The 19,038-nt window shown below is 69.7% G+C and carries 18 protein-coding genes; 14 read left to right on the forward strand and 4 right to left on the reverse strand.

The features are described from left to right. Window positions 1-65: 65 nt before the first annotated feature. Window positions 66-464, reverse strand: a complete 399-nt coding sequence (locus tag OMP39_RS10930; RefSeq protein WP_264891755.1) for a DUF2784 domain-containing protein — start codon at window positions 462-464, stop codon at window positions 66-68. A 169-nt stretch (window positions 465-633) separates the two neighbouring features. Here OMP39_RS10930 and OMP39_RS10935 point away from each other — a divergent pair, with 169 nt between their 5' ends. The 4 genes from OMP39_RS10935 (at window position 634) to kynA (ending at window position 3,986) form a co-directional block, all read left to right on the forward strand. Beyond that, window positions 634-975, forward strand: a complete 342-nt coding sequence (locus tag OMP39_RS10935) for a YkgJ family cysteine cluster protein (protein ID WP_264891756.1) — start codon at window positions 634-636, stop codon at window positions 973-975. Between the two features lie 167 nt (window positions 976-1,142). Then, on the forward strand, window positions 1,143-1,769 hold the full coding sequence (gene kynB / locus OMP39_RS10940) for an arylformamidase (protein WP_264891757.1): 627 nt from the start codon (window positions 1,143-1,145) through the stop codon (window positions 1,767-1,769). A gap of 56 nt (window positions 1,770-1,825) precedes the next feature. Beyond that, window positions 1,826-3,097, forward strand: a complete 1,272-nt coding sequence (gene kynU, locus OMP39_RS10945; protein WP_264891758.1) for a kynureninase — start codon at window positions 1,826-1,828, stop codon at window positions 3,095-3,097. A gap of 40 nt (window positions 3,098-3,137) precedes the next feature. After that, complete coding sequence (gene kynA, locus OMP39_RS10950; RefSeq protein WP_264891759.1) at window positions 3,138-3,986, forward strand: tryptophan 2,3-dioxygenase; 849 nt, start codon at window positions 3,138-3,140, stop codon at window positions 3,984-3,986. A 107-nt stretch (window positions 3,987-4,093) separates the two neighbouring features. On the opposite strand, the gene argG is transcribed toward kynA, so the two are convergent. Continuing rightward, window positions 4,094-5,434, reverse strand: a complete 1,341-nt coding sequence (gene argG, locus OMP39_RS10955; RefSeq protein ID WP_264891760.1) for an argininosuccinate synthase — start codon at window positions 5,432-5,434, stop codon at window positions 4,094-4,096. 195 nt (window positions 5,435-5,629) lie between these two features. Between argG and ppnP the strand changes: the two genes are divergently transcribed. Beyond that, entirely contained in the window at window positions 5,630-5,944 is a 315-nt protein-coding gene (gene ppnP, locus OMP39_RS10960; protein WP_264891761.1) for a pyrimidine/purine nucleoside phosphorylase, read from the forward strand. A gap of 142 nt (window positions 5,945-6,086) precedes the next feature. On the opposite strand, the gene murB is transcribed toward ppnP, so the two are convergent. Next, window positions 6,087-7,103 (reverse strand): UDP-N-acetylmuramate dehydrogenase, encoded by a 1,017-nt coding sequence (gene murB / locus OMP39_RS10965; RefSeq protein ID WP_264891762.1) that lies wholly within the window; start codon window positions 7,101-7,103, stop codon window positions 6,087-6,089. 52 nt (window positions 7,104-7,155) lie between these two features. On the opposite strand from murB, the gene OMP39_RS10970 reads away from it, so the two are divergent. The 9 genes from OMP39_RS10970 to OMP39_RS11010 all read left to right on the forward strand — a co-directional run bounded on the left by OMP39_RS10970 (window position 7,156) and on the right by OMP39_RS11010 (window position 17,859). Continuing rightward, window positions 7,156-7,644, forward strand: coding sequence for a YajQ family cyclic di-GMP-binding protein (locus OMP39_RS10970; protein WP_264894539.1), 489 nt, complete (start codon window positions 7,156-7,158; stop codon window positions 7,642-7,644). Window positions 7,645-7,660: 16 nt separating this feature from the next. Continuing rightward, complete coding sequence (locus tag OMP39_RS10975) at window positions 7,661-8,311, forward strand: retropepsin-like aspartic protease family protein (RefSeq protein ID WP_264891763.1); 651 nt, start codon at window positions 7,661-7,663, stop codon at window positions 8,309-8,311. 162 nt (window positions 8,312-8,473) lie between these two features. After that, window positions 8,474-9,670 (forward strand): acyl-CoA dehydrogenase family protein, encoded by a 1,197-nt coding sequence (locus OMP39_RS10980; protein ID WP_264891764.1) that lies wholly within the window; start codon window positions 8,474-8,476, stop codon window positions 9,668-9,670. 1 nt (window position 9,671) lies between these two features. Then, on the forward strand, window positions 9,672-10,814 hold the full coding sequence (locus OMP39_RS10985) for an acyl-CoA dehydrogenase family protein (protein ID WP_264891765.1): 1,143 nt from the start codon (window positions 9,672-9,674) through the stop codon (window positions 10,812-10,814). A gap of 95 nt (window positions 10,815-10,909) precedes the next feature. Next, window positions 10,910-11,683: a pseudouridine synthase gene (locus tag OMP39_RS10990; RefSeq protein ID WP_264891766.1), complete on the forward strand. Its 774-nt coding sequence runs from the start codon at window positions 10,910-10,912 to the stop codon at window positions 11,681-11,683. 8 nt (window positions 11,684-11,691) lie between these two features. Continuing rightward, window positions 11,692-12,690 (forward strand): bifunctional riboflavin kinase/FAD synthetase, encoded by a 999-nt coding sequence (locus OMP39_RS10995; protein ID WP_264891767.1) that lies wholly within the window; start codon window positions 11,692-11,694, stop codon window positions 12,688-12,690. Window positions 12,691-12,790: 100 nt separating this feature from the next. After that, the gene (gene ileS, locus OMP39_RS11000; protein WP_264891768.1) at window positions 12,791-15,631 is read left to right on the forward strand and encodes an isoleucine--tRNA ligase; all 2,841 of its coding nucleotides are present in this window, start codon (window positions 12,791-12,793) and stop codon (window positions 15,629-15,631) included. Continuing rightward, window positions 15,631-16,143, forward strand: coding sequence for a signal peptidase II (gene lspA / locus OMP39_RS11005; protein WP_264891769.1), 513 nt, complete (start codon window positions 15,631-15,633; stop codon window positions 16,141-16,143). Before ileS ends, lspA begins: the two co-directional genes overlap by 1 nt. 144 nt (window positions 16,144-16,287) lie before the next feature. Further along, window positions 16,288-17,859, forward strand: coding sequence for a response regulator (locus OMP39_RS11010; RefSeq protein WP_264891770.1), 1,572 nt, complete (start codon window positions 16,288-16,290; stop codon window positions 17,857-17,859). 33 nt (window positions 17,860-17,892) lie between these two features. On the opposite strand, the gene OMP39_RS11015 is transcribed toward OMP39_RS11010, so the two are convergent. Next, window positions 17,893-18,876: a quinone oxidoreductase family protein gene (locus tag OMP39_RS11015; protein WP_264891771.1), complete on the reverse strand. Its 984-nt coding sequence runs from the start codon at window positions 18,874-18,876 to the stop codon at window positions 17,893-17,895. Window positions 18,877-19,038: the final 162 nt, after the last annotated feature.

Below are 19,038 nucleotides of genomic sequence, written 5' to 3' on the forward strand. Positions count from 1 at the left end.
CCCGCGATGTGAAGGCGCACGAGCGCCGAGCCGCAGCCACAACCGCATGCACGTGCAGAAGGCACTCATGGAGCACCTTCTGCTCGGCCGGATCGAGTGAGATTGCGCCGGCGACGGCGCCACAGGCCCGCGTAGGCCAGGACGTTCACGAGCAGCACGATCGCGCCCAGCACCCATTGGGTCTCGGGCGTGAGCCCGGCCGGGTAGAGCACCGGCAGGATGTAGTGCTCGACGAACGACCCGGAATAGCCCGCTTCGCCCGCACGGCGGCGATAGGCATTTTCGAGCGGCGTGAGAGGGCAGATCCCCCGGCTCCATTCGATCCACACGCCCCAGGCGGCCACCGGCAGGTGTAGCCACGCCAGACGAGGCCACCGCCACGCGAGCCAGCCTCCGCCGACGACGAAGACGACGAAGGCCAGGTGCAACAGCACCAGTCCATCGGCGAGGAAGCGATAGCCCATGGGGCAAGCTTAGCGGCTGGCTCGCCGCCGCACCGCCCCTCCCGCAGCGCCCCGGAGACGCACATCTCCCAGAGCATCTCTGATCCGCATCCCTGCCCCCTGAGAGCGCCGGGAAGCCCAGCGACGGGAACACCGAGGGACAATACCGGTGTCCACGCCCGCGCCTGCGATGACCGCTCCCGCCGACAACCCCTGCACCCGCTGCGGCGCCTGCTGCGCCAGCTTCCGCGTCGACTTCGCCCGAGAGGAATGCGAGGACGCGGGCGGGCGCGTGCCCAGCGGGCTGGTCGTCGAAGTCAACGATCACACTTGCCGCATGAGGGGCACCGACCACGCCCGTCCGCGCTGTGCCGCGCTCGTCGGGCGCGTGGGAGAACGCGCGTGGTGTGGCATCTACGAATGGCGCCCTTCGCCCTGCCGGGAGTTCGGCGCGCGCTCCCCCTTGGGCCTGGGCGACGACGCCTGCGAACGCGCCCGCGCGCGGCACGGGCTGCCGCCTCTTTCGGCGTGACGAAGCGCCCATTCGGGGTTACCCTCATTCGTTGGAAATAACCGACACCACGCCCTCGGCACCGGTGCTACGGTCCGGCCTTCCTGCCGAAAGCCACATCCCGCGACCTTGCGCACGGCCGCGCCCCTGCCCCCCGGGACGGGCGCAGGGGCGCCATGGAGGACACGATGAAGCGCTTGTGGGACATCTCGCCGCCCGTCGCCAGCGGCAGTCCCGTTTTCCCGGGCGACACGCCCTACCAGCAGTCTTGGACCGCCGAACTCGGCCCCGGCTGCCCGGTGAACGTGAGCCGCCTCACGCTCTCGCCGCACGTCGGCGCGCACGCCGATGCTCCGTTGCACTACGCCGCGGAGGGCCAGGCGGTCGGCCGCCTCGACCTCGCCCCCTATCTGGGGCCGTGCCGGGTGGTGCACTGCCTCGGGCGGGGGCCGCTCATCCGTCCGGAGGACCTGGCTCCGCACGCCGCGGGGATGCCGCCGCGCGTGCTGGTGCGCACCTTCGAGCGGGCCCCGGTCGACCGCTGGGTGGACGAGTTCGCGGCCTACGCGCCCGAGACGCTGGAGTGGCTGGCCGACCGGGGCGTGATCCTGGTGGGCATCGACACGGCGTCGGTCGACCCGGCGCCGAGCAAGACCTTGGACGCCCACCAGGTGCTGCGGCGGCGCGACCTGCGCGTGCTGGAGAACCTGGTGCTCGACGACGTGCCGCAGGGCGACTACGAACTCATCGCCCTGCCGCTCAAGCTGATGGAGGCCGACGCCAGCCCGGTGCGCGCCGTGCTGCGCGAACTCTGACCCACCGCGGTGCCGGCCGCCGAGAGCGGGCACCGCCTCTACGACACGAGGACGACATGCTCACACGTCAAGACTGCGAGGCCCGCGACCGGGCCGACCCTCTGGCTCCCTTGCGCGAGCAGTTCGTGCTGCCCGAGGGCGTCATCTACCTCGACGGCAACTCGCTGGGGGTGCTGCCCCGCGCCACGCCCGCACGCATCCGGGAGGTGGTGGAGTGCGAGTGGGGACAGGACCTCATCCGCAGCTGGAACACGGCCGGCTGGATCCACCTGCCGCACCGGGTGGGCGCGAAGATCGCAAGGCTCGTGGGGGCGGAAGCCGGCGAGCTGACGGCGGCCGACTCCACCTCGGTGAACCTCTACAAGGTGCTGGTGGCGGCCAGCCGGCTCGCACAGGCGGACGCACCCGAGCGCCGCGTGATCCTGTCCGAGCGCAGCAACTTCCCCACCGACCTCTACATCGCGCAGAGCGTCGCGCAGGAGCTGGGGTGGGCGCTCGAGCTGGTGGAGGCCGACGAGATCGAGGCACGCCTCGGGCCGGACGTGGCGGTGCTGATGCTCACCCACGTCAACTACCGCACGGGCCGCATGCACGACATGGCCGTCCTCACCCGCCGCGCCCACGAGGCCGGTGCGCTGGCGATCTGGGACTTGGCGCACTCGGCGGGGGCGGTGCCGGTGGACCTCAAGGGGTGCGACGCCGACTTCGCCATCGGCTGCGGCTACAAGTACCTCAACGGGGGCCCGGGCGCACCGGCCTTCGTGTGGGTCCACCCGCGTCACGCGGACCGCTTCTGGCAGCCGCTGGCCGGGTGGATGGGCCACGCCTCGCCGTTCGAGTTCACGCCCGACTACAAGCCCGCGGCGGGCATCGCCCGCTACCTCTGCGGCACGCCGCCGATCCTGTCGATGGCCGCGCTTGAATGCGGTGTCGACACCGTGCTCGCCGCCGAGCCGCTGGGCGGCATGGCGGCCTTGCGCGAAAAGTCGCTCGCCCTCACGCAGCTCTTCATGGACCTGGTCGAAGAGCGCTGCGCCGGCCACGGCCTCGCGCTGGTGAGCCCGCGAGAGGACGCGCTGCGCGGAAGCCAGGTCTGCCTCACTCGCGAAGAAGGCGGCTACGCGATCGTGCAGGCGCTGATCGCTCGCGGCGTGATCGGCGACTTCCGTGCGGGCGACGCGCGCATGCCCGACATCCTGCGCTTCGGCTTCACACCGCTGTATTGCCGCCATGTGGACGTGTGGGACGCCGTCGAGCACCTGCGCGCCGTGCTCGAAAGCGGCGAATGGCGCCGGCCCGAGTTCAACCAACGTCATGCGGTGACCTGATCCCTCGCGCGCGACGCAGGAGACACCGCGGAGCCCTCAGATGAACACGACGAACACCCCCGAACAGATCGTCCGGAGCGAGCGGGCGCAGCTCGACTTCTCCAAGGACATGAGCTATGGCGACTACCTGCACCTGGACGAGGTGCTGTCGGCCCAGCATCCGCTCTCGCCGGACCACAACGAGATGCTGTTCATCGTGCAGCATCAGACGAGCGAGCTGTGGATGAAGCTGATGATCCACGAGCTGCGCGCGGCCATCGGCTGCATCGCGCGAGACGAACTCGCGCCCGCCTTCAAGATGCTGGCCCGCGTCTCGAAGATCATGGAGCAGCTGGTGCACGCGTGGGACGTGCTGGCGACGATGACCCCGCCCGAGTACTCCGCGATCCGGCCGTATCTGTCGAACTCCAGCGGCTTCCAAAGCTGGCAGTACCGCTGCATCGAGTTCGCGCTGGGCAACAAGAACGCCGCGATGCTCAAGCCGCACGCCCACAAGCCGGAGCGGCTGCGCGAAGTGGAGGCGTTCTACCGCGCGCCCTCGCTCTACGACGAATCGCTGCGCCTGCTGGCGCGGCGGGGCCTGCCGGTGCCGGCGAGCCACGTCGAGCGCGACTGGACGCAACCCTATGTGGCCAGCGACGAGGTCGAGCAGGCCTGGCTCACGGTGTACCGCGACCCCGAGCACCACTGGGATCTCTATCAGCTCGGCGAGGAGCTCACCGACCTGGAAGACGCCTTCCGCCTTTGGCGCTTCCGCCACGTCACCACCGTCGAGCGTGTGATCGGCTTCAAGCGAGGCACCGGCGGCACCTCGGGCGTGGGCTACCTGCGCAAGATGCTGGACGTGGTGCTGTTCCCCGAGATCTGGAAGTTGCGCACGGACCTTTGAGGCGGCCCGAAGGCCCACCCCGCGTCGTCAGGCCCCGTGCCAGGGGCCGGCGGACAGCCCCGGCCGCGCCGCCGGCCTCGCGGACGGCCGCGCGGCGCCCTGCGCGATCACTCGCCCTGTTCGGCCGCGGGCAGGCCGGGCAGCGCCGTGGCCGAGCCGGTGGTGAGCAGGCCGGCCTGCGTGTAGACCTGGAGCTTGCCGCGCGTGTCCTCGATGTCGAGGTTGCGCATCGTCAGCTGGCCGATGCGGTCCTGCGGCGTGAAGCTCAGCTCGCCCTTTTCCATCGTCAGCCGCTCGGGCTTGTAGGTGAGGTTCGGCGAGGTGGTGTCGAGGATCGAGTAGTCGTTGCCGCGGCGCAGCTCGATGCGCACCTCGCCGGTGATGGCACGGGCCACCCAGCGCTGGGCGGCCTCGCGCAGCATGATGGCCTGTGGGTCGAACCAGCGGCCCTGGTACAGCAGCCGGCCCAGGCGCCGGCCGTTGTCGCGGTACTGCTCGATGGTGTCCTCGTTGTGGATGCCGGTCACCAGCCGCTCGTAGGCGATGAACAGCAACGCCAGGCCGGGCGCCTCGTAGATGCCGCGGCTCTTGGCCTCGATGATGCGGTTCTCGATCTGGTCGCTCATGCCCAGGCCGTGGCGGCCGCCGATGCGGTTGGCCTCCAGGATGAGATCGACGAGGTTGCGGTACTCCACCCCGTTGATCGCGACCGGCCGCCCTTCCTCGAAGCGCACTCTGACCTCCTCGCGCTGGACCGGGACGTCGTCGCGCCAGAAGGCCACCCCCATGATGGGCTGCACGATCTTCATGCTGGTGGACAGGTGCTCCAGGTCCTTGGCCTCGTGCGTCGCGCCCAGCATGTTGGAGTCGGTCGAGTACGCCTTCTCGGCCGACATCTTGTAGTCGAAGCCCGAGGCCTGCAGGAAGGCCGACATCTCCGCGCGACCGCCCAGCTCGTCGATGAAGGTCTGGTCCAGCCAGGGCTTGTAGATCTTGAGCGAGGGGTTGGCGATCAGGCCGTAGCGGTAGAAGCGCTCGATGTCGTTGCCCTTGAAGGTCGAGCCGTCGCCCCAGATGTGGACGTCGTCCTCCTTCATGGCGGCCACGAGCATGGTGCCGGTGACGGCGCGCCCCAAGGGCGTGGTGTTGAAGTAGGTCAAGCCGGCCGTCGAGATGTGGAAGGCCCCGCACTGCAACGCCGCGATGCCTTCGGCGGCCAGCTGCGCGCGGCAGTCGATCAGGCGGGCCTGCTGGGCGCCGTATTCCATCGCGCGGCGCGGAATCGCGTCGTAGTCCGGCTCGTCGGGCTGGCCCAGGTTGGCCGTGTAGGCGTACGGAACCGCGCCCTTCTTGCGCATCCAGTGGAGCGCGGCGCTGGTGTCCAGGCCGCCGGAAAACGCGATGCCGACCTTCTGGCCGACGGGAAGACTCTGCAGGATGGTTGCCATGATCGACCGTCTCGTAAGCCGCGGACCACGCGGCGCGACATGCGCTCGCGCCCACGCAAGGCAAAGGTTGCTATTTTGCCTCGAATGGCCCAGCGGACCTGGAGCCCGAGACGGGCGCGTCGAGGTGGGATGCGGCGCGAACCACGCTACCATGGGCGCCGTTTTCGTCCGGCCCGCCCCTTCGGCCCCCTCACCATGACCGACACCCTCCACAATGTTTCCGTGCGCACCCAGGCCAACGTCTACTTCGACGGCAAGTGCGTCTCGCACACCCTCACGCTGGCGGACGGCTCGCGCAAGAGCGTCGGCGTCATCCTGCCGGGCACGCTGCTGTTCACCACCGGCGCGCCGGAGATCATGGAAGGCGTGGCCGGCAGCTGCGAGGTCAAGCTCGCCGGGGAACAGTCCTGGAAGCGCTACGGCGCCGGCGAGTCGTTCTCGGTGCCGGGCGACTCGAGCTTCGAGATCCGCACGACCGAGCCCTACCACTACATCTGCCACTTCGGTTGACGCAAGCGGCCGACGGGAAGCGCCGGCCGAACACCTTGCCGACATCGCGCAGGGCCCCGGGCCGGCGACGTCCGACCCGGAGCGCCGAGGCCCGTGCCGAGGCCCCGACGGCGCGATCCGGTGGAAATCGAGCCCGGTCCGCTCAGGCGACGACCGGCTCCGGCTCGAGCCGGATGCCGAAGCGGCCGTACACGCTTTCCTGGATGGCGCGGGCGAGGGTGACGACTTCGGCCCCGATCGCCCCGCCGCGGTTGACGAGCACGAGCGCCTGCTTCTCGTACACCCCGGCGCGCCCGATGGACTTGCCCTTCCAGCCGCAAGCGTCGATGAGCCAGCCGGCCGCGAGCTTGTAGGTGCCGTCGGGCATCGGGTAATGCACGATCTCCGGGTCGCGGCCGATGATGTCGCGGCACTGCTCGGGCGTGACCACCGGGTTCTTGAAGAAGCTGCCGGCATTGCCGAGCAGGCGCGGGTCCGGCAGCTTCTGCCGGCGGATCTCGCACACCCAGTCGTAGATCTGGCGCGCGTCGGGCGCGGTGATGCCCGTCTCGGCCACCTTGCGCTCCAGGTCGAGGTAGCCGAGCACCGGCTGCCAGGGGCGGGGCAGGCGCAAGCGCACGCGCGTGATGAGGCTCTTGCCCGCCAACTCGTGCTTGAAGATGCTGTCGCGGTAGCCGAATCGGCACATCGGCGCTGTCAGGGTCACGGTGCGGCCCGTCACGAGGTCGACGGCGTCCAGCGAGTCGAAACGGTCCTTGAGCTCGACGCCATAGGCGCCGATGTTCTGCACCGGCGCCGCACCGACCGTGCCCGGAATCAGCGCCATGTTCTCGAGGCCCGGCAGTCCCTGCTCCAGCGTCCACGTGACGAGGTCGTGCCAGTTCTCACCGGCCCCCGCTTCGACGATCCAGGCGTCCTCGCGGGTCTCGACCAGACGCAAGCCGCGCACCTCGACTTTGAGCACGAGCTGCTCGACGTCGCGCGTGAGCACGATGTTGCTGCCCCCGCCCAGCACGAACTTGCGCGCGCGCCCCAGCTCCGGGTGCGCCAGCAGTGCGCGCACGTCCGCGTCGGCCTCGATGCGCACCAGGGTGCGCGCCACCGCTGGCAGGCCGAAGGTGTTGTAGGGCTTCAGGCTCACGCCTCGCTCGATTTGCATGGCAGAATTTTCGCCGATTCGCGTCTCGGGCCTCTCGCCCGCCCCTACCGCCATGCCGAGCTTCGACACCGTCCTGGAACCCAACTTCGTGGAAGTGCGCAACGCCGTCGATCAGTCCAACAAGGAGATCGGCACGCGCTTCGACTTCAAGGGCTCCGACGCGCGCGTGGAGCACAAGGACAAGGAGCTGACGCTCTATGCCGACAGCGACTTCCAGCTCGGCCAGGTGCGCGACATCCTGCTGGCCAAGATGACCAAGCGCGGCGTGGACGTGCGCTTCCTCGACTTCGCCGACAAGATCGAGAAGATCGGCGGCGACAAGGTCAAGCAACTCGTCAAGGTCAAGGCCGGCATCGAGTCGGATCTGGCCAAGAAGATCCAGCAGCTCGTCAAGGGCAGCAAGCTGAAGGTGCAAGCCAGCATCCAGGGCGATGCGGTGCGCGTGAGCGGCACCAAGAAGGACGACCTGCAGGCGGTGATCGCCCTCTTGCGCAAGGAGGTCACCGAGGTGCCGCTGTCCTTCAACAACTTCCGCGACTGATCGCCCTTTGCGCCCCATGCACTCGCGGCTCCACCTTCTCCTCCTGGCAGCCGCGGGCCTGTGCGCCGCCGCGGTGCGCGCAGAGACCGTTGCCCTGACCGGCAGCTTCGGCAACAAGGCCTTGCTCGTCATCAACGGAAGCCCCCGCACGGTGCCCGTGGGAGGCGTGGTGGACGGCGTTCGGCTGGTGTCGCTGGCCGCCGGCCAGGCCGTGGTCGAGATGGGCGGACGGCGCCAAACGCTGGCGCTCGGCGCCTCGCCCGTGAGCCTGGGCGATGCGGGGGGCGGCGCCGAGGGGGGGCGGCGCATCGTGCTGACGGCCGGATCGGGCGGGCACTTCACGACCCCGGGCCAGATCAACGGGCGCGCGGTGCACTTCATGGTGGACACCGGCGCCACCGCAGTGTCGATGACCACGGGGGATGCCGAGCGCATCGGCCTGCGGTACCAGCAGGGCCAGCGCATCAACCTGCATACCGCCAACGGGACGATCCCGGCTTACGCGGTGACGCTCGACTCGGTGCGCATCGGCGATGTCGAGGTGCGCAACGTCCAGGGTGTCGTCGCGGCCCGGGAGATGCCCTACGTGCTGCTGGGCAACAGCTTCCTCTCCCGCTTCCAGATGAAGCGCGAGAACGACCAACTCACCCTCGAGCGCCGGTATTGAGGCCGCCGACGGCCCGGATGCCGGAATGCCGTCTTGCTGTGCAGCATGCCAAGACCCTTCTTGTCACCCCAGAGACACCCGCGCCCGAACGGGCGTGCGTAAACTGGCCTCGTTGAGGCGCAAAGCCGGCGGCCGGCCGGCTCGTCTTCGAGGAGACGATCGATGGATCTGAGTTTCACGCCGGAAGAACAGGCGTTCCGGGAAGAAGTGCGGGCCTGGGTGCGCGAGAACCTGCCCCAGGACATCAGCCACAAGGTGCACAACGCCCTGCGGCTCACCAAGGACGACATGCAGCGCTGGGCGCGCATCCTGGGCAAGAAGGGCTGGCACGGCTACGCCTGGCCCAAGGAATTCGGCGGCCCGGGGTGGAACGCCGTGCAGCGGCACCTGTTCGAGGAGGAATGCGCGCTCGCCGGCGCCCCGCGCATCGTGCCCTTCGGGCCCGTGATGGTCGCGCCCGTCATCATGGCCTTCGGCTCGCCCGAGCAGCACAAGCGCTTCCTGCCCGGCATCATGAGCGGCGACGTGTGGTGGTGCCAGGGCTACTCCGAGCCGGGTTCCGGCTCGGATCTGGCCTCGCTCAAGACGCGCGCCGAGCGGCGCGGCGACAAGTACATCGTCAACGGCCAGAAGACCTGGACCACGCTCGGCCAGTACGCCGACTGGATCTTCTGCCTGGTGCGCACCTCCACCGAGGGCAAGCCGCAGACGGGCATTTCCTTCCTGCTGATCGACATGAAGTCGCCTGGCATCACGGTGCGGCCGATCATCACGCTCGACGGCGAGCACGAGGTCAACGAGGTGTTCTTCGACAACGTCGAGGTGCCGGTGGAGAACCTGGTCGGCGAGGAGAACAAGGGCTGGACCTACGCCAAGTACCTGCTCGCCCACGAGCGTACCAACATCGCCGACGTCAACCGCGCCAAGCGCGAGCTGGAACGGCTCAAGCGCATCGCCCGCGCCGAGCATTCGGGGGGCCGGCCGCTGATCGAAGACCCGCGTTTCCGCGACCAGATCGCGCAGCTGGAAGTGGACATCGTCGCGCTGGAGATGATGGTGCTGCGCGTGCTGTCGGCCGAGCGCGGCGGCAAGAAGGCGCTGGACGTGGCCGCACTGCTCAAGATCCGCGGCTCGGAGATCCAGCAGCGCTACACGGAGCTGATGATGTTGGCCGCAGGCCCCTACTCGCTGCCCTTCATCTTCGAGGCGATGGAAGCCGGCTGGCAGGGCGACTACGTCGGTGCGATGCACTGCGCGCCGCTGGCCTCGACCTACTTCAACATGCGCAAGACGACGATTTACGGCGGCAGCAACGAGGTGCAACGCAACATCGTCGCTCAGATGACCCTGGGGGTGTGAGATGGACTTCGACTTCACCGACGAACAGGAACAGCTGCGCGACGCGGTGCGCAAGTGGGTGGACAAGGCCTATGACTTCGAGCGCCGGCGCGGCATCGTCAAGGCGGGCGGCTACTCCCGGGACACCTGGGGCGAGATGGCAGAGCTGGGACTCACGGGCCTGGCCGTGCCGGAAGAGCACGGCGGCATGGGCTTCGGGCCCGTCGAGGCGATGGTGGTGATGGAGGAGTTGGGCCGCGGCATCGTGCTGGAGCCCTACGCCGCGGTCGCGCTGGTCGCGGCGGGTGTGCTGCGGCACCACGCGCCGGCGCAGGTGCAGTCGCAGTGGCTGCCGCGCATCGCCGGCGGCGAGGCGCTCGTGGTGCTGGCCCACCAGGAGCGCGAGGCGCGCTACGTGCTTCGGCATGTCGGCACGAGCGCGCGCTCGCAAGGGGGCGGCTGGACGGTGCACGGTGCCAAGAGCGTGGTGCCCGTCGGCGACGTGGCCGACGCTTACATCGTGCCGGCGCGCGTCGCGGGCGCCGTGGATGCGCCGGAGGGCATCGCCCTGTTCCTGGTGGAGCGCCGCGCCACCGGCGTCAGCACCCGCGGCTACCCGTTGCAAGACGGTGGGCGCGGCGCTGAAGTGCAGTTCCAGGACGCCCCGGCGACGCTGCTGGTGGGGCCCGAAGGGGGGCTGGACGCGCTCGAATGGGCCGCGGACGTCGCCATCGCGGCCCTGTGCGCCGAGGCGATGGGCACGATGGACAAGCTCTTCGCGCTCACCGTGGACTACCTCAACACCCGCAAGCAGTTCGGCGTGCCCATCGGCACCTTCCAGGCGCTGCGCCACCGGGTGGCCGACATGAAGATGCAGCTCGAACTCGCCCGTTCGATGAGCTATTACGCGACGCTGAAGCTGGGCGAGGAGCCCTCGCAGCGCCGCCGGGCGATCTCGCAGGCGAAGGTGCAGCTCGGGCAGTCGATGCGCTTCGTGGGCCAGCAGTCGGTGCAGTTGCACGGCGGGATCGGCATGACCGACGAATACGTCGGCTCGCACTACTTCAAGCGCCTGACCTGCCTGGAGCTGTCCTTCGGCGACACGCTGCATCACCTGGGAGAAGTCTCGGCCCTCATGCAGGACACGGCCGGCGTCTTCGCCTGAGCATCGCCACCCAACGCGCGGTAGACTGCCGCCGCGCCCGCAGCCGCCCGCGGCTCTTCCCGGGCGGCTGCTTCGTTTTCGCCCCCCTTTTTGTCATGCGACTGGCCCAGGTGTTGTTTTCCCAAGGATTCGGCACGCGCCGCGAGTGCGAGGCACTGATCCTCGCGGGCGAGGTGCGGCTGGGTGGCCAGGTGTGCGACGACCCGGATCGGGAGGTCGATCCCGCGGGGCTGTGCTTCGAAGTGCAAGGCACCCTCTGGCCCTACCACGAGCGCGCCCTCATCGTGTTGCACAAGCCCCTCGGCTACGAGTGCTCGCGCAAGCCCTCGGCGTGGCCCAGCGTCTTGACGCTCTTGCCCGCGGCGCTGCGCCGCCGCGGCGTGCAGCCGATCGGGCGACTGGACCAGGACACGACGGGCCTGCTGCTGCTCACCGACGACGGGGCGCTGCTGCACAAGCTCACCTCGCCCAAGCATCACGTGCCCAAGGTCTACGAGGTGCGCACGGCCCGCCCGGTGACGGACGATCAGGTGCGCGCGCTCCTGGAGGGCGTCGTGCTGCGCGACGACCCCCAGCCCGTGCGTGCGGCGGCCTGCGAGCGCACCGGCGAGCGCGGGCTGCGGCTCACTCTGACGCAAGGCAAGTACCACCAGGTCCGGCGCATGGTCGCGGCCGTCGGCAACCACGTGGAGGCCTTGCATCGCAGCCGCTTCGGCGGACTCGCGCTGCCCGACGACCTGGCGCCGGGGCAATGGCGCTGGCTCGACGGGCCTTGTATCGTGGCCCCCGGGCTGACGCCCACCCTGGAGGGCAGTTCTCGGCCCGGCTGCGGGCAGCCGGGCGCCGGGCCTCGCGACATCCTCCGATAATCGCCGCCATGCGCGTCTTTCGTGGCTTTCACCATGCCGCCCTGGCCCCGGCCTGTGCACTCACCATCGGCAACTTCGACGGAGTGCACCGCGGCCACCAGGCCATGCTGGCCCTGCTGCACAACGAGGCTCAGCATCGTGGACTGCCGACCTGCGTGCTGACCTTCGAACCGCACCCGCGCGACTTTTTCGCGATGAAGGCGGGCAAGCCGGATCTGGCGCCGGCGCGCATCGCGACGCTGCGCGACAAGCTCACCGAACTCGAGCGCGTCGGCGTGGATCAGGTGGTGGTGCTGCCCTTCGACGAACGGCTGTCGAGCCTGTCTGCGCAATCGTTCATCGAGGACGTGATCGTGCGCGGCCTGGGTGCGCGGTACGTGCTGGTCGGCGATGACTTCCGCTTCGGCGCCCGGCGGGCCGGCGACTACGCCATGCTGGATGCCGCCGGGAGCCGACTGGGCTTCGACGTCGCACGCATGATGAGTTACGAGGTGCACGGCACGCGCGTGTCCAGTTCCGCCGTGCGCGAGGCGCTGGCCGCGGGCGACATGGCGCACGCCGCGCGTCTGCTCGGCCGGCCGTACAGCATCAGCGGGCACGTGATCCATGGCCGCAAGCTCGGGCGCGAGCTGGGCTTTCGCACGCTGAACCTCAAGTTCCCGCATCGGCGCGCGGCGGCCAGCGGCATCTTCGTCGTGCAGACGCACGGCCTGGTCGACGAGCCCCTGCCCGGGGTGGCCAGCCTCGGCGTGCGCCCCACGGTGGAGGACACCGGGCGCATCCTGCTCGAAGTGCTGTGCCTGGACTGGCCCGCATCCCTGGGGCCGGAGGGGGGCTACGGTAGAATCGTGCGCGTGGAACTGCTGCACAGACTGCGCGACGAGGTCCGCTATGCCGGCCTCGACGCCCTGAAGGACGCGATCCGTCAGGACGTCGAACAGGCGCGCGATTACTTCTCCTCCCTGCATCAGCAGACGCGTCGCCAGACCACGCGCGACCGAATTTGACCTTGTGGGGGTGCCCAGCCCCGACACCTGCCTGTCGCCGCCCGTGCCTCGCATGCACGGTGCCCCGCTTGTACGCGAGCCTACCTTTGCCCCACCGACCATGGCCGACTCGCCCAAAGACTACCGATCGACGCTGAACCTGCCGGACACCCCCTTCCCGATGCGCGGCGACCTGCCCAAGCGCGAGCCGGGTTGGGTCAAGGAATGGGACGAACAAGGCATCTACAAGAAGCTGCGCGACGCGCGCTGCGGGCGCCCGAAGTTCGTGCTGCACGACGGCCCGCCCTACGCCAACGGCAAGATCCACATCGGGCACGCGGTCAACAAGGTGCTCAAGGACATGATCGTCAAGGCCCGGCAACTGGCGGGTTACGACGCCATCTACGTGCCGGGCTGGGACTGCCACGGCCTGCCGATCGAGAACCAGATCGAAAAGACCCACGGCCGGGGCCTCTCGCGCGACGAGGTGCAGGCCAAGAGCCGCGCCTACGCCACGGAGCAGATCGCCCAGCAGATGGCCGACTTCAAACGCCTGGGCGTGCTGGGCGACTGGAACCATCCGTACCGCACGATGGACTTCGCCAACGAAGCCGACGAGATCCGGGCGCTCAAGCGCATCATGGAGCGCGGCTTCGTCTACCGCGGCTTGAAGCCCGTGTACTGGTGCTTCGACTGCGGCTCGTCGCTGGCCGAGTTCGAAATCGAGTACGCCGACAAGAAGTCGCCCACGGTGGACGTGGCGTTCCAGTGCGCCGAGCCGGACCGGCTGGCCGCGGCCTTCGGGCTGTCGAAGCTGGACAAGGACGCCTACGTCCTGATCTGGACCACGACGCCCTGGACGATTCCCGCCAACCAGGCGCTCAACCTCAACCCCGAGCTCGAGTACGCGCTGGTGGACACCGAGCGCGGCCTGCTGCTGCTCGCCCAGGCGCTGGTGGAAAAGTGCCTGGAGCGCTATGGCCTGACGGGCCGGGTGGTCGCGACGACGCGGGGCCAGGCGCTCGAAGGGCTGACGTTCAGGCACCCGCTCGCGCACGTGCACCCGGGCTATGACCGGCTCTCGCCGGTGTACCTCGCCGACTACGCGACCGCCGAGGACGGCACGGGTATCGTCCACTCCGCGCCCGCGTACGGCGTGGAGGACTTCAACTCCTGCATCGCCCACGGCCTCAAGTACGAGGACATCCTCAACCCCGTGCAGGGCCACGGCGTGTACGCCGAGGCGCTGGCGCTGTTCGGCGGGCAGCACATCTGGAAGGCCAACGAGCAGATCATCCAGGCCCTGCGCGAGGCCGGGCGGCTGTTCGCCAGCTCCACGCTGGTGCACAGCTACCCGCACTGCTGGCGCCACAAGACGCCGGTGATCTACCGCGCCGCCGCGCAGTGGTTCGTGCGCATGGACGAGGGCGAGGGCGTGTGCACGGTCGACAAGGCGAAGAAGACGCTGCGCCAGCTTGCGCTGGAGGCGATCGAGCGCACGAGCTTCTATCCGGAAAACGGCAAGGCCCGGCTGCGCGACATGATCGCGGGCCGTCCCGACTGGTGCATTTCGCGCCAGCGCAACTGGGGCGTGCCGCTGCCCTTCTTCTTGCACAAGGCCACCGGCGAGCTGCACCCCGACACGCTGGAGCTGATGGAGCGCGCCGCGCAACTCGTCGAGCAAGGCGGCGTGGAGGCCTGGGCGAAGCTCGATCCGCGGGAATGGCTGGGCGACCAGGCGCAGCACTACGTCAAGAGCACCGACATCCTGGACGTGTGGTTCGATTCGGGCACGACGCACTTCCACGTGCTCAGGCGCAGCCACGCGGCCGACTCGACCTGGCCGGCCGACCTGTACCTCGAAGGCCACGACCAGCATCGCGGGTGGTTCCACTCGTCGCTGCTGACCGCGTGCGCGATGTACGACGACGCCCCCTACAAGGGGCTGCTCACGCACGGTTTCACGGTCGACGGCCAGGGCCGCAAGATGAGCAAGTCGCTCGGCAACGTCGTCGCCCCTCAGGAGGTGAGCGACAAGCTGGGCGCCGAGATCATCCGCCTGTGGGTGGCTTCGACCGACTATTCCGGTGACCTCGGCATCGACGACAAGATCCTGGCGCGCGTGGTCGATGCCTATCGGCGCATCCGCAACACGCTGCGCTTCCTGCTGGCCAACACCAGCGACTTCGACCCGCAGAAGGACGCGGTCGCGGCCGCCGAGCTGTTCGAGATCGACCGCTACGCGCTGGCGCGTGCCAAGCAGCTGCAAGACGAGATCCTCGCCCACTACGAGCGCTACGAGTTCCACCCGGTGGTGGCGAAGTTGCAGGTCTATTGCTCGGAAGACCTCGGCGCGTTCTACCTGGACGTGCTGAAGGACCGGCTCTACACCACCGCGCCCCAGTCGCTGGCGCGCCGCTCGGCGCAGACCGCCCTGTGGCAGATCACCCACGCGATGCTGCGCTGGATGGCGCCGTTCCTCAGCTTCACCGCCGAGGAAGCGTGGAAGGTCTTCGCGCCGGGGGCCTCGCCTTCGATCTTCACCGAGACGTACTGGGACTTCGGCGCGACCGACGATGCGCTCTTGCCCAAGTGGGCTCGCATCCTCGCCGCGCGTGACCGGGTGAACAAGGACATCGAGGCCCTGCGCGCGCAAGGCCAGGTGGGGCCGAACCTGCAAGCCGAGGTGCGGCTCGTCGTGCCGGCCGGCGAGGCCGAGCTGCTTGCGGCGCTGCAAAGCCTGGGCGAGGATCTGAAGTTCGTCTTCATCACCTCGAAGGCCGAGGCCGTGGCCGGCGCGGGCGATGCCTTGCAGGTCGAGGTGACCCCGGCGACCGCCCCCAAGTGCGAGCGCTGCTGGCATTACCGTGAGGACGTCGGCTGCGACCCGGCGCACCCCACGATCTGCGGGCGCTGCGTGAGCAACCTGTACGGCAGCGGCGAAGACCGCAAGGCGGCGTGATGGCAGCGGCAAAGAAGAAGCCCGGCGGCGGCGCGGGCGGTGCTTCGCTGCTGCCGTGGCTGGGCATCGCCGTCGTGGTGATCTTGCTGGACCAGTTCACCAAGACGCTGATCCTCGGCTACTACCAGCCCGGCCAGAGCACCTACGTCACCTCGTTCTTCAACATCGTGCGGGTGCACAACACCGGTGCGGCGTTCTCGTTCCTGGCCGGCGCGAGCGGCTGGCAGCGCTGGTTCTTCATCGGGCTGGGCATCGCCGCGGCGGTGTTCATCATCTACATGCTCAAGCGGCACGGCTCGCAGCGGCTCTTCGCGTGGGCGCTCGCGCTGATCCTGGGCGGGGCGCTGGGCAACGTGATCGACCGCGCCTTGCATGGCTACGTGGTGGACTTCCTGGATTTCCACCTGCGCGGCCGGCACTTTCCGGCCTTCAACATCGCCGACAGCGCGATCACCGTCGGGGCCGCGCTGCTGATCCTCGACGAGCTGCTGCGCGTGCGACGAGGCCGCTGAACGGTGCGTGTCGCAGGCGGGCGGCGGCAGCGAGCCCGCCGCCCGCCTGCGCCGGTCGCGCACCCGCTCGAGCGCCCCTCAGGCCCGCCAGGCCATCGGCCCCAGCCGATTGACCACGGCACCCGCGCACGCCGAGAATGCGGCATGGTTGCCCCCTGCTTTCTCGCCGACCTCCAGGCGCTGCAGGATGCGGCGCTGCCCTTGTGGGTGGCCGCCGGCGTGCCGCCTCGGGGCGTGTGGGCGAATCGGGCCGCGCTGCGCCTGTGGCAAGCGCCTAATGCGGGCGAACTGCCCGAGCAGGCGTGCATCGGCGGCCCGGGTGCCGGGGCGGCCCCCTCGGGCCCGTCCGAGGGCCCCCAGAGCGTTCCCGCCGAAGACCACGGCCCCGCCGGCTGCTGGCGCGATCCCGAAGGCCGGTGGTGGCAGCTGCACGACTGCGGAGACGTCTCCCAGGGCGACACCCCGGCGCGGCTGTGGGCCGCTTTCGACGTCTCGGCCTGGCAGGAGCGGCTGGAGGCGTCCCACCGGGCGCTGGAGTCCGCCCGCCAGAGCAAGTTCGGCTTCCTGGCCCACATGAGCCACGAGCTGCGCACGCCACTCAACGGCGTGCTCGGCATGAGCGAGTTGCTGATGCACACGCCGCTGTCGCCCAACCAGCGCGAATTCGTCGAACTGGTGCATGCCTCGGGCCGCGCGCTGCTGTGCATCGTCAACGACATCCTGGACTACGCGAAGATCGAAGCGCACCGCCTCGTGCCGGAGCGCCGGGAGTTCGATCTTCAGGAGGTGCTGGACGACGCCTTGCAGCCGTTCCACGCCCAGGCGCGGCAGAAGGGCGTCCGGCTCGTGCTGGACGCGGCCTCGGGGTTGCCCCCACGCCTGCTCGGGGACCCGCAGCGCATCCGGCGTGTGCTGTCCAATCTGGTCGCTCACGCGCTGGCCCGGACGGCCGTCGGCGAAGTGCGCATCACCGCCCAGTGGGACGCGGCGCCCGGCTCGCGCGCGCCACGGGGCGCCTCCCCCCCGGCGCTCGTCGTGACGGTCGCCGACACGGGGGCCGGCATGACGAGCGAGGAATGCCAGGCGATCTTCGAACCTTTTGCCGGGCCGCTGCCGGCGGGCGCCGCCGGGCGCCGGCCGACCGGCTCGGGCCTGGGGTTGGCGATCGTGGGCCGGTTGGTGGAACTGATGGGCGGGCGGATCGAGGTCGAGAGCGCGCCCGGCTACGGCAGCACCTTCCGATGCACGCTGCCGTGCGAAGCGGGGCCCACGGCGGCGTCGCCGTCGGCCGCCGCGCCCACCGGCCCGCAGGCCTGGCCGCAACTGCGCGGCAAGCGCGTCCTGCTGGCCGAGGACAACCCGCTGAACCAGATGCTGACCGTCGCCATGGTCGAGGCGCTGGGGGCGGAATGCATCGTCGTGAGCAACGGTCAGGAGGCGCTGGAGCGTGTGGCCGCCGGCGGCCTGGATGTCGTCCTGATGGACGTGCAGATGCCCGTGATGGGAGGGCTGGAGGCGACCGAGGCGATCCGCCGGCACGAAGCCGCCACGCCGGGCGCGCCCCGGCTGCCGATCATCGCGATGACCGCCCATGCCATGCAGGATGACCGGGCCCGTTGCCTGGCGGCCGGTATGGACGGGTACCTCGCCAAGCCGGTCGGGCTCCAGGCACTGGCCGAAGCGCTCGCGGACGCGCTTCGATTGCGCCAGCCCTGATGCGCCCCGGCAGCGCCGGCGCCCGCGCTCACCTCACGGCAGCAGAACGCTGCAGCCGGTGGTGGCGCGGCTTTCCAGGTCGCGGTGGGCTTGCGCGGCATCGCGCAGCGGGTAGCGATGGCCGACGGGGATGCGGACCTGGCCGCTCGTCACCATCGAGAAGAGGTCGTCGGCCATCGCCTGGGTGGCTTCGCGCGTCGCGATGTGCGTGAAGATCGTCGGCCGGGTCACGTACAGCGAGCCTTTGGCTGCCAACGTGCTGACGCTGAAGGGCGGTACCGGCCCCGACGCGTTGCCGAAGCTCACCATGAGGCCGAAGGGCTGCAGGCTGTCGAGCGACCCGTCCCAGGTGTCCTTGCCCACCGAGTCGTAGACCACCTTCACGCCGCGCCCACCCGTGATCTCCTTGACGCGTTCGACGAAGTTCTCGCGGCGGTAGTTGATGACGTGCGCCGCGCCGTGCTGGCGGGCCAGCTCGCACTTCTCGTCGGAGCCCGCGGTGCCGATCAGTTGCAGCCCCATCGCCTTCGCCCACTGGCATGCGATCAGGCCGACCCCACCCGCCGCGGCATGGAAGAGCACGAAGTCACCGGGCTGCAACCCGCCCTGGGGCTGGGTCTTGCGCAGCAGGTACTGCACGGTCAGGCCCTTGAGCATCATCGCCGCGCCCTGCTCGAAGGAAATGCTCTGCGGCAGGCGCACCACGCACTTGGCGGGCATGACACGCACTTCGGCATAGGCGCCCGGCGGCTGGCTGGCGTAGGCGACGCGGTCGCCGACGCGCAGGTGCGCGACGCCCTCGCCCACCGCCTCGACCACGCCGGCGCCTTCCATCCCGAGGACCATCGGCAGCGGGTTGGCGTACAACCCGATGCGCTGGTAGATGTCGATGAAGTTGACGCCGCAAGCGTGGTGGCGGATGCGGACCTCCCCGGGGCCTGGGGCGCCGACGGCGACCTCCACGCATTGCAGGACTTCTGGACCGCCGAACTGCTGGATCTGGATGGCCAAAGGCATGAAACTGCTCCGTTGTGGATTCGATGGCGGCGGGCGGGTGCCCGCCTGGGTCACGCGCGGCAGGACCGGGTGTTCGTCGAGGCCGTTCCCGCGCTGCTCTGCGAGAGGCGAAGATACGACGAATGACGGCGGCGTGCAGAAGGCGCGCGGCCGCGAGACCGG

Source organism: Schlegelella aquatica, assembly GCF_026013905.1.
In the GTDB taxonomy this organism is placed as follows: domain Bacteria; phylum Pseudomonadota; class Gammaproteobacteria; order Burkholderiales; family Burkholderiaceae_C; genus Caldimonas; species Caldimonas aquatica.

Excerpts from the sequence above, each read along its gene's own strand:
- OMP39_RS10930 (WP_264891755.1), bottom strand. The coding sequence starts at position 464 with ATGGGCTATCGCTTCCTCGCCGATGGACTGGTGCTGTTGCACCTGGCC.
- OMP39_RS10935 (WP_264891756.1), top strand. The coding sequence starts at position 634 with ATGACCGCTCCCGCCGACAACCCCTGCACCCGCTGCGGCGCCTGCTGC.
- kynB (WP_264891757.1), top strand. The coding sequence starts at position 1,143 with ATGAAGCGCTTGTGGGACATCTCGCCGCCCGTCGCCAGCGGCAGTCCC.
- kynU (WP_264891758.1), top strand. The coding sequence starts at position 1,826 with ATGCTCACACGTCAAGACTGCGAGGCCCGCGACCGGGCCGACCCTCTG.
- kynA (WP_264891759.1), top strand. The coding sequence starts at position 3,138 with ATGAACACGACGAACACCCCCGAACAGATCGTCCGGAGCGAGCGGGCG.
- argG (WP_264891760.1), bottom strand. The coding sequence starts at position 5,434 with ATGGCAACCATCCTGCAGAGTCTTCCCGTCGGCCAGAAGGTCGGCATC.
- ppnP (WP_264891761.1), top strand. The coding sequence starts at position 5,630 with ATGACCGACACCCTCCACAATGTTTCCGTGCGCACCCAGGCCAACGTC.
- murB (WP_264891762.1), bottom strand. The coding sequence starts at position 7,103 with ATGCAAATCGAGCGAGGCGTGAGCCTGAAGCCCTACAACACCTTCGGC.
- OMP39_RS10970 (WP_264894539.1), top strand. The coding sequence starts at position 7,156 with ATGCCGAGCTTCGACACCGTCCTGGAACCCAACTTCGTGGAAGTGCGC.
- OMP39_RS10975 (WP_264891763.1), top strand. The coding sequence starts at position 7,661 with ATGCACTCGCGGCTCCACCTTCTCCTCCTGGCAGCCGCGGGCCTGTGC.
- OMP39_RS10980 (WP_264891764.1), top strand. The coding sequence starts at position 8,474 with ATGGATCTGAGTTTCACGCCGGAAGAACAGGCGTTCCGGGAAGAAGTG.
- OMP39_RS10985 (WP_264891765.1), top strand. The coding sequence starts at position 9,672 with ATGGACTTCGACTTCACCGACGAACAGGAACAGCTGCGCGACGCGGTG.
- OMP39_RS10990 (WP_264891766.1), top strand. The coding sequence starts at position 10,910 with ATGCGACTGGCCCAGGTGTTGTTTTCCCAAGGATTCGGCACGCGCCGC.
- OMP39_RS10995 (WP_264891767.1), top strand. The coding sequence starts at position 11,692 with ATGCGCGTCTTTCGTGGCTTTCACCATGCCGCCCTGGCCCCGGCCTGT.
- ileS (WP_264891768.1), top strand. The coding sequence starts at position 12,791 with ATGGCCGACTCGCCCAAAGACTACCGATCGACGCTGAACCTGCCGGAC.
- lspA (WP_264891769.1), top strand. The coding sequence starts at position 15,631 with ATGGCAGCGGCAAAGAAGAAGCCCGGCGGCGGCGCGGGCGGTGCTTCG.
- OMP39_RS11010 (WP_264891770.1), top strand. The coding sequence starts at position 16,288 with ATGGTTGCCCCCTGCTTTCTCGCCGACCTCCAGGCGCTGCAGGATGCG.
- OMP39_RS11015 (WP_264891771.1), bottom strand. The coding sequence starts at position 18,876 with ATGCCTTTGGCCATCCAGATCCAGCAGTTCGGCGGTCCAGAAGTCCTG.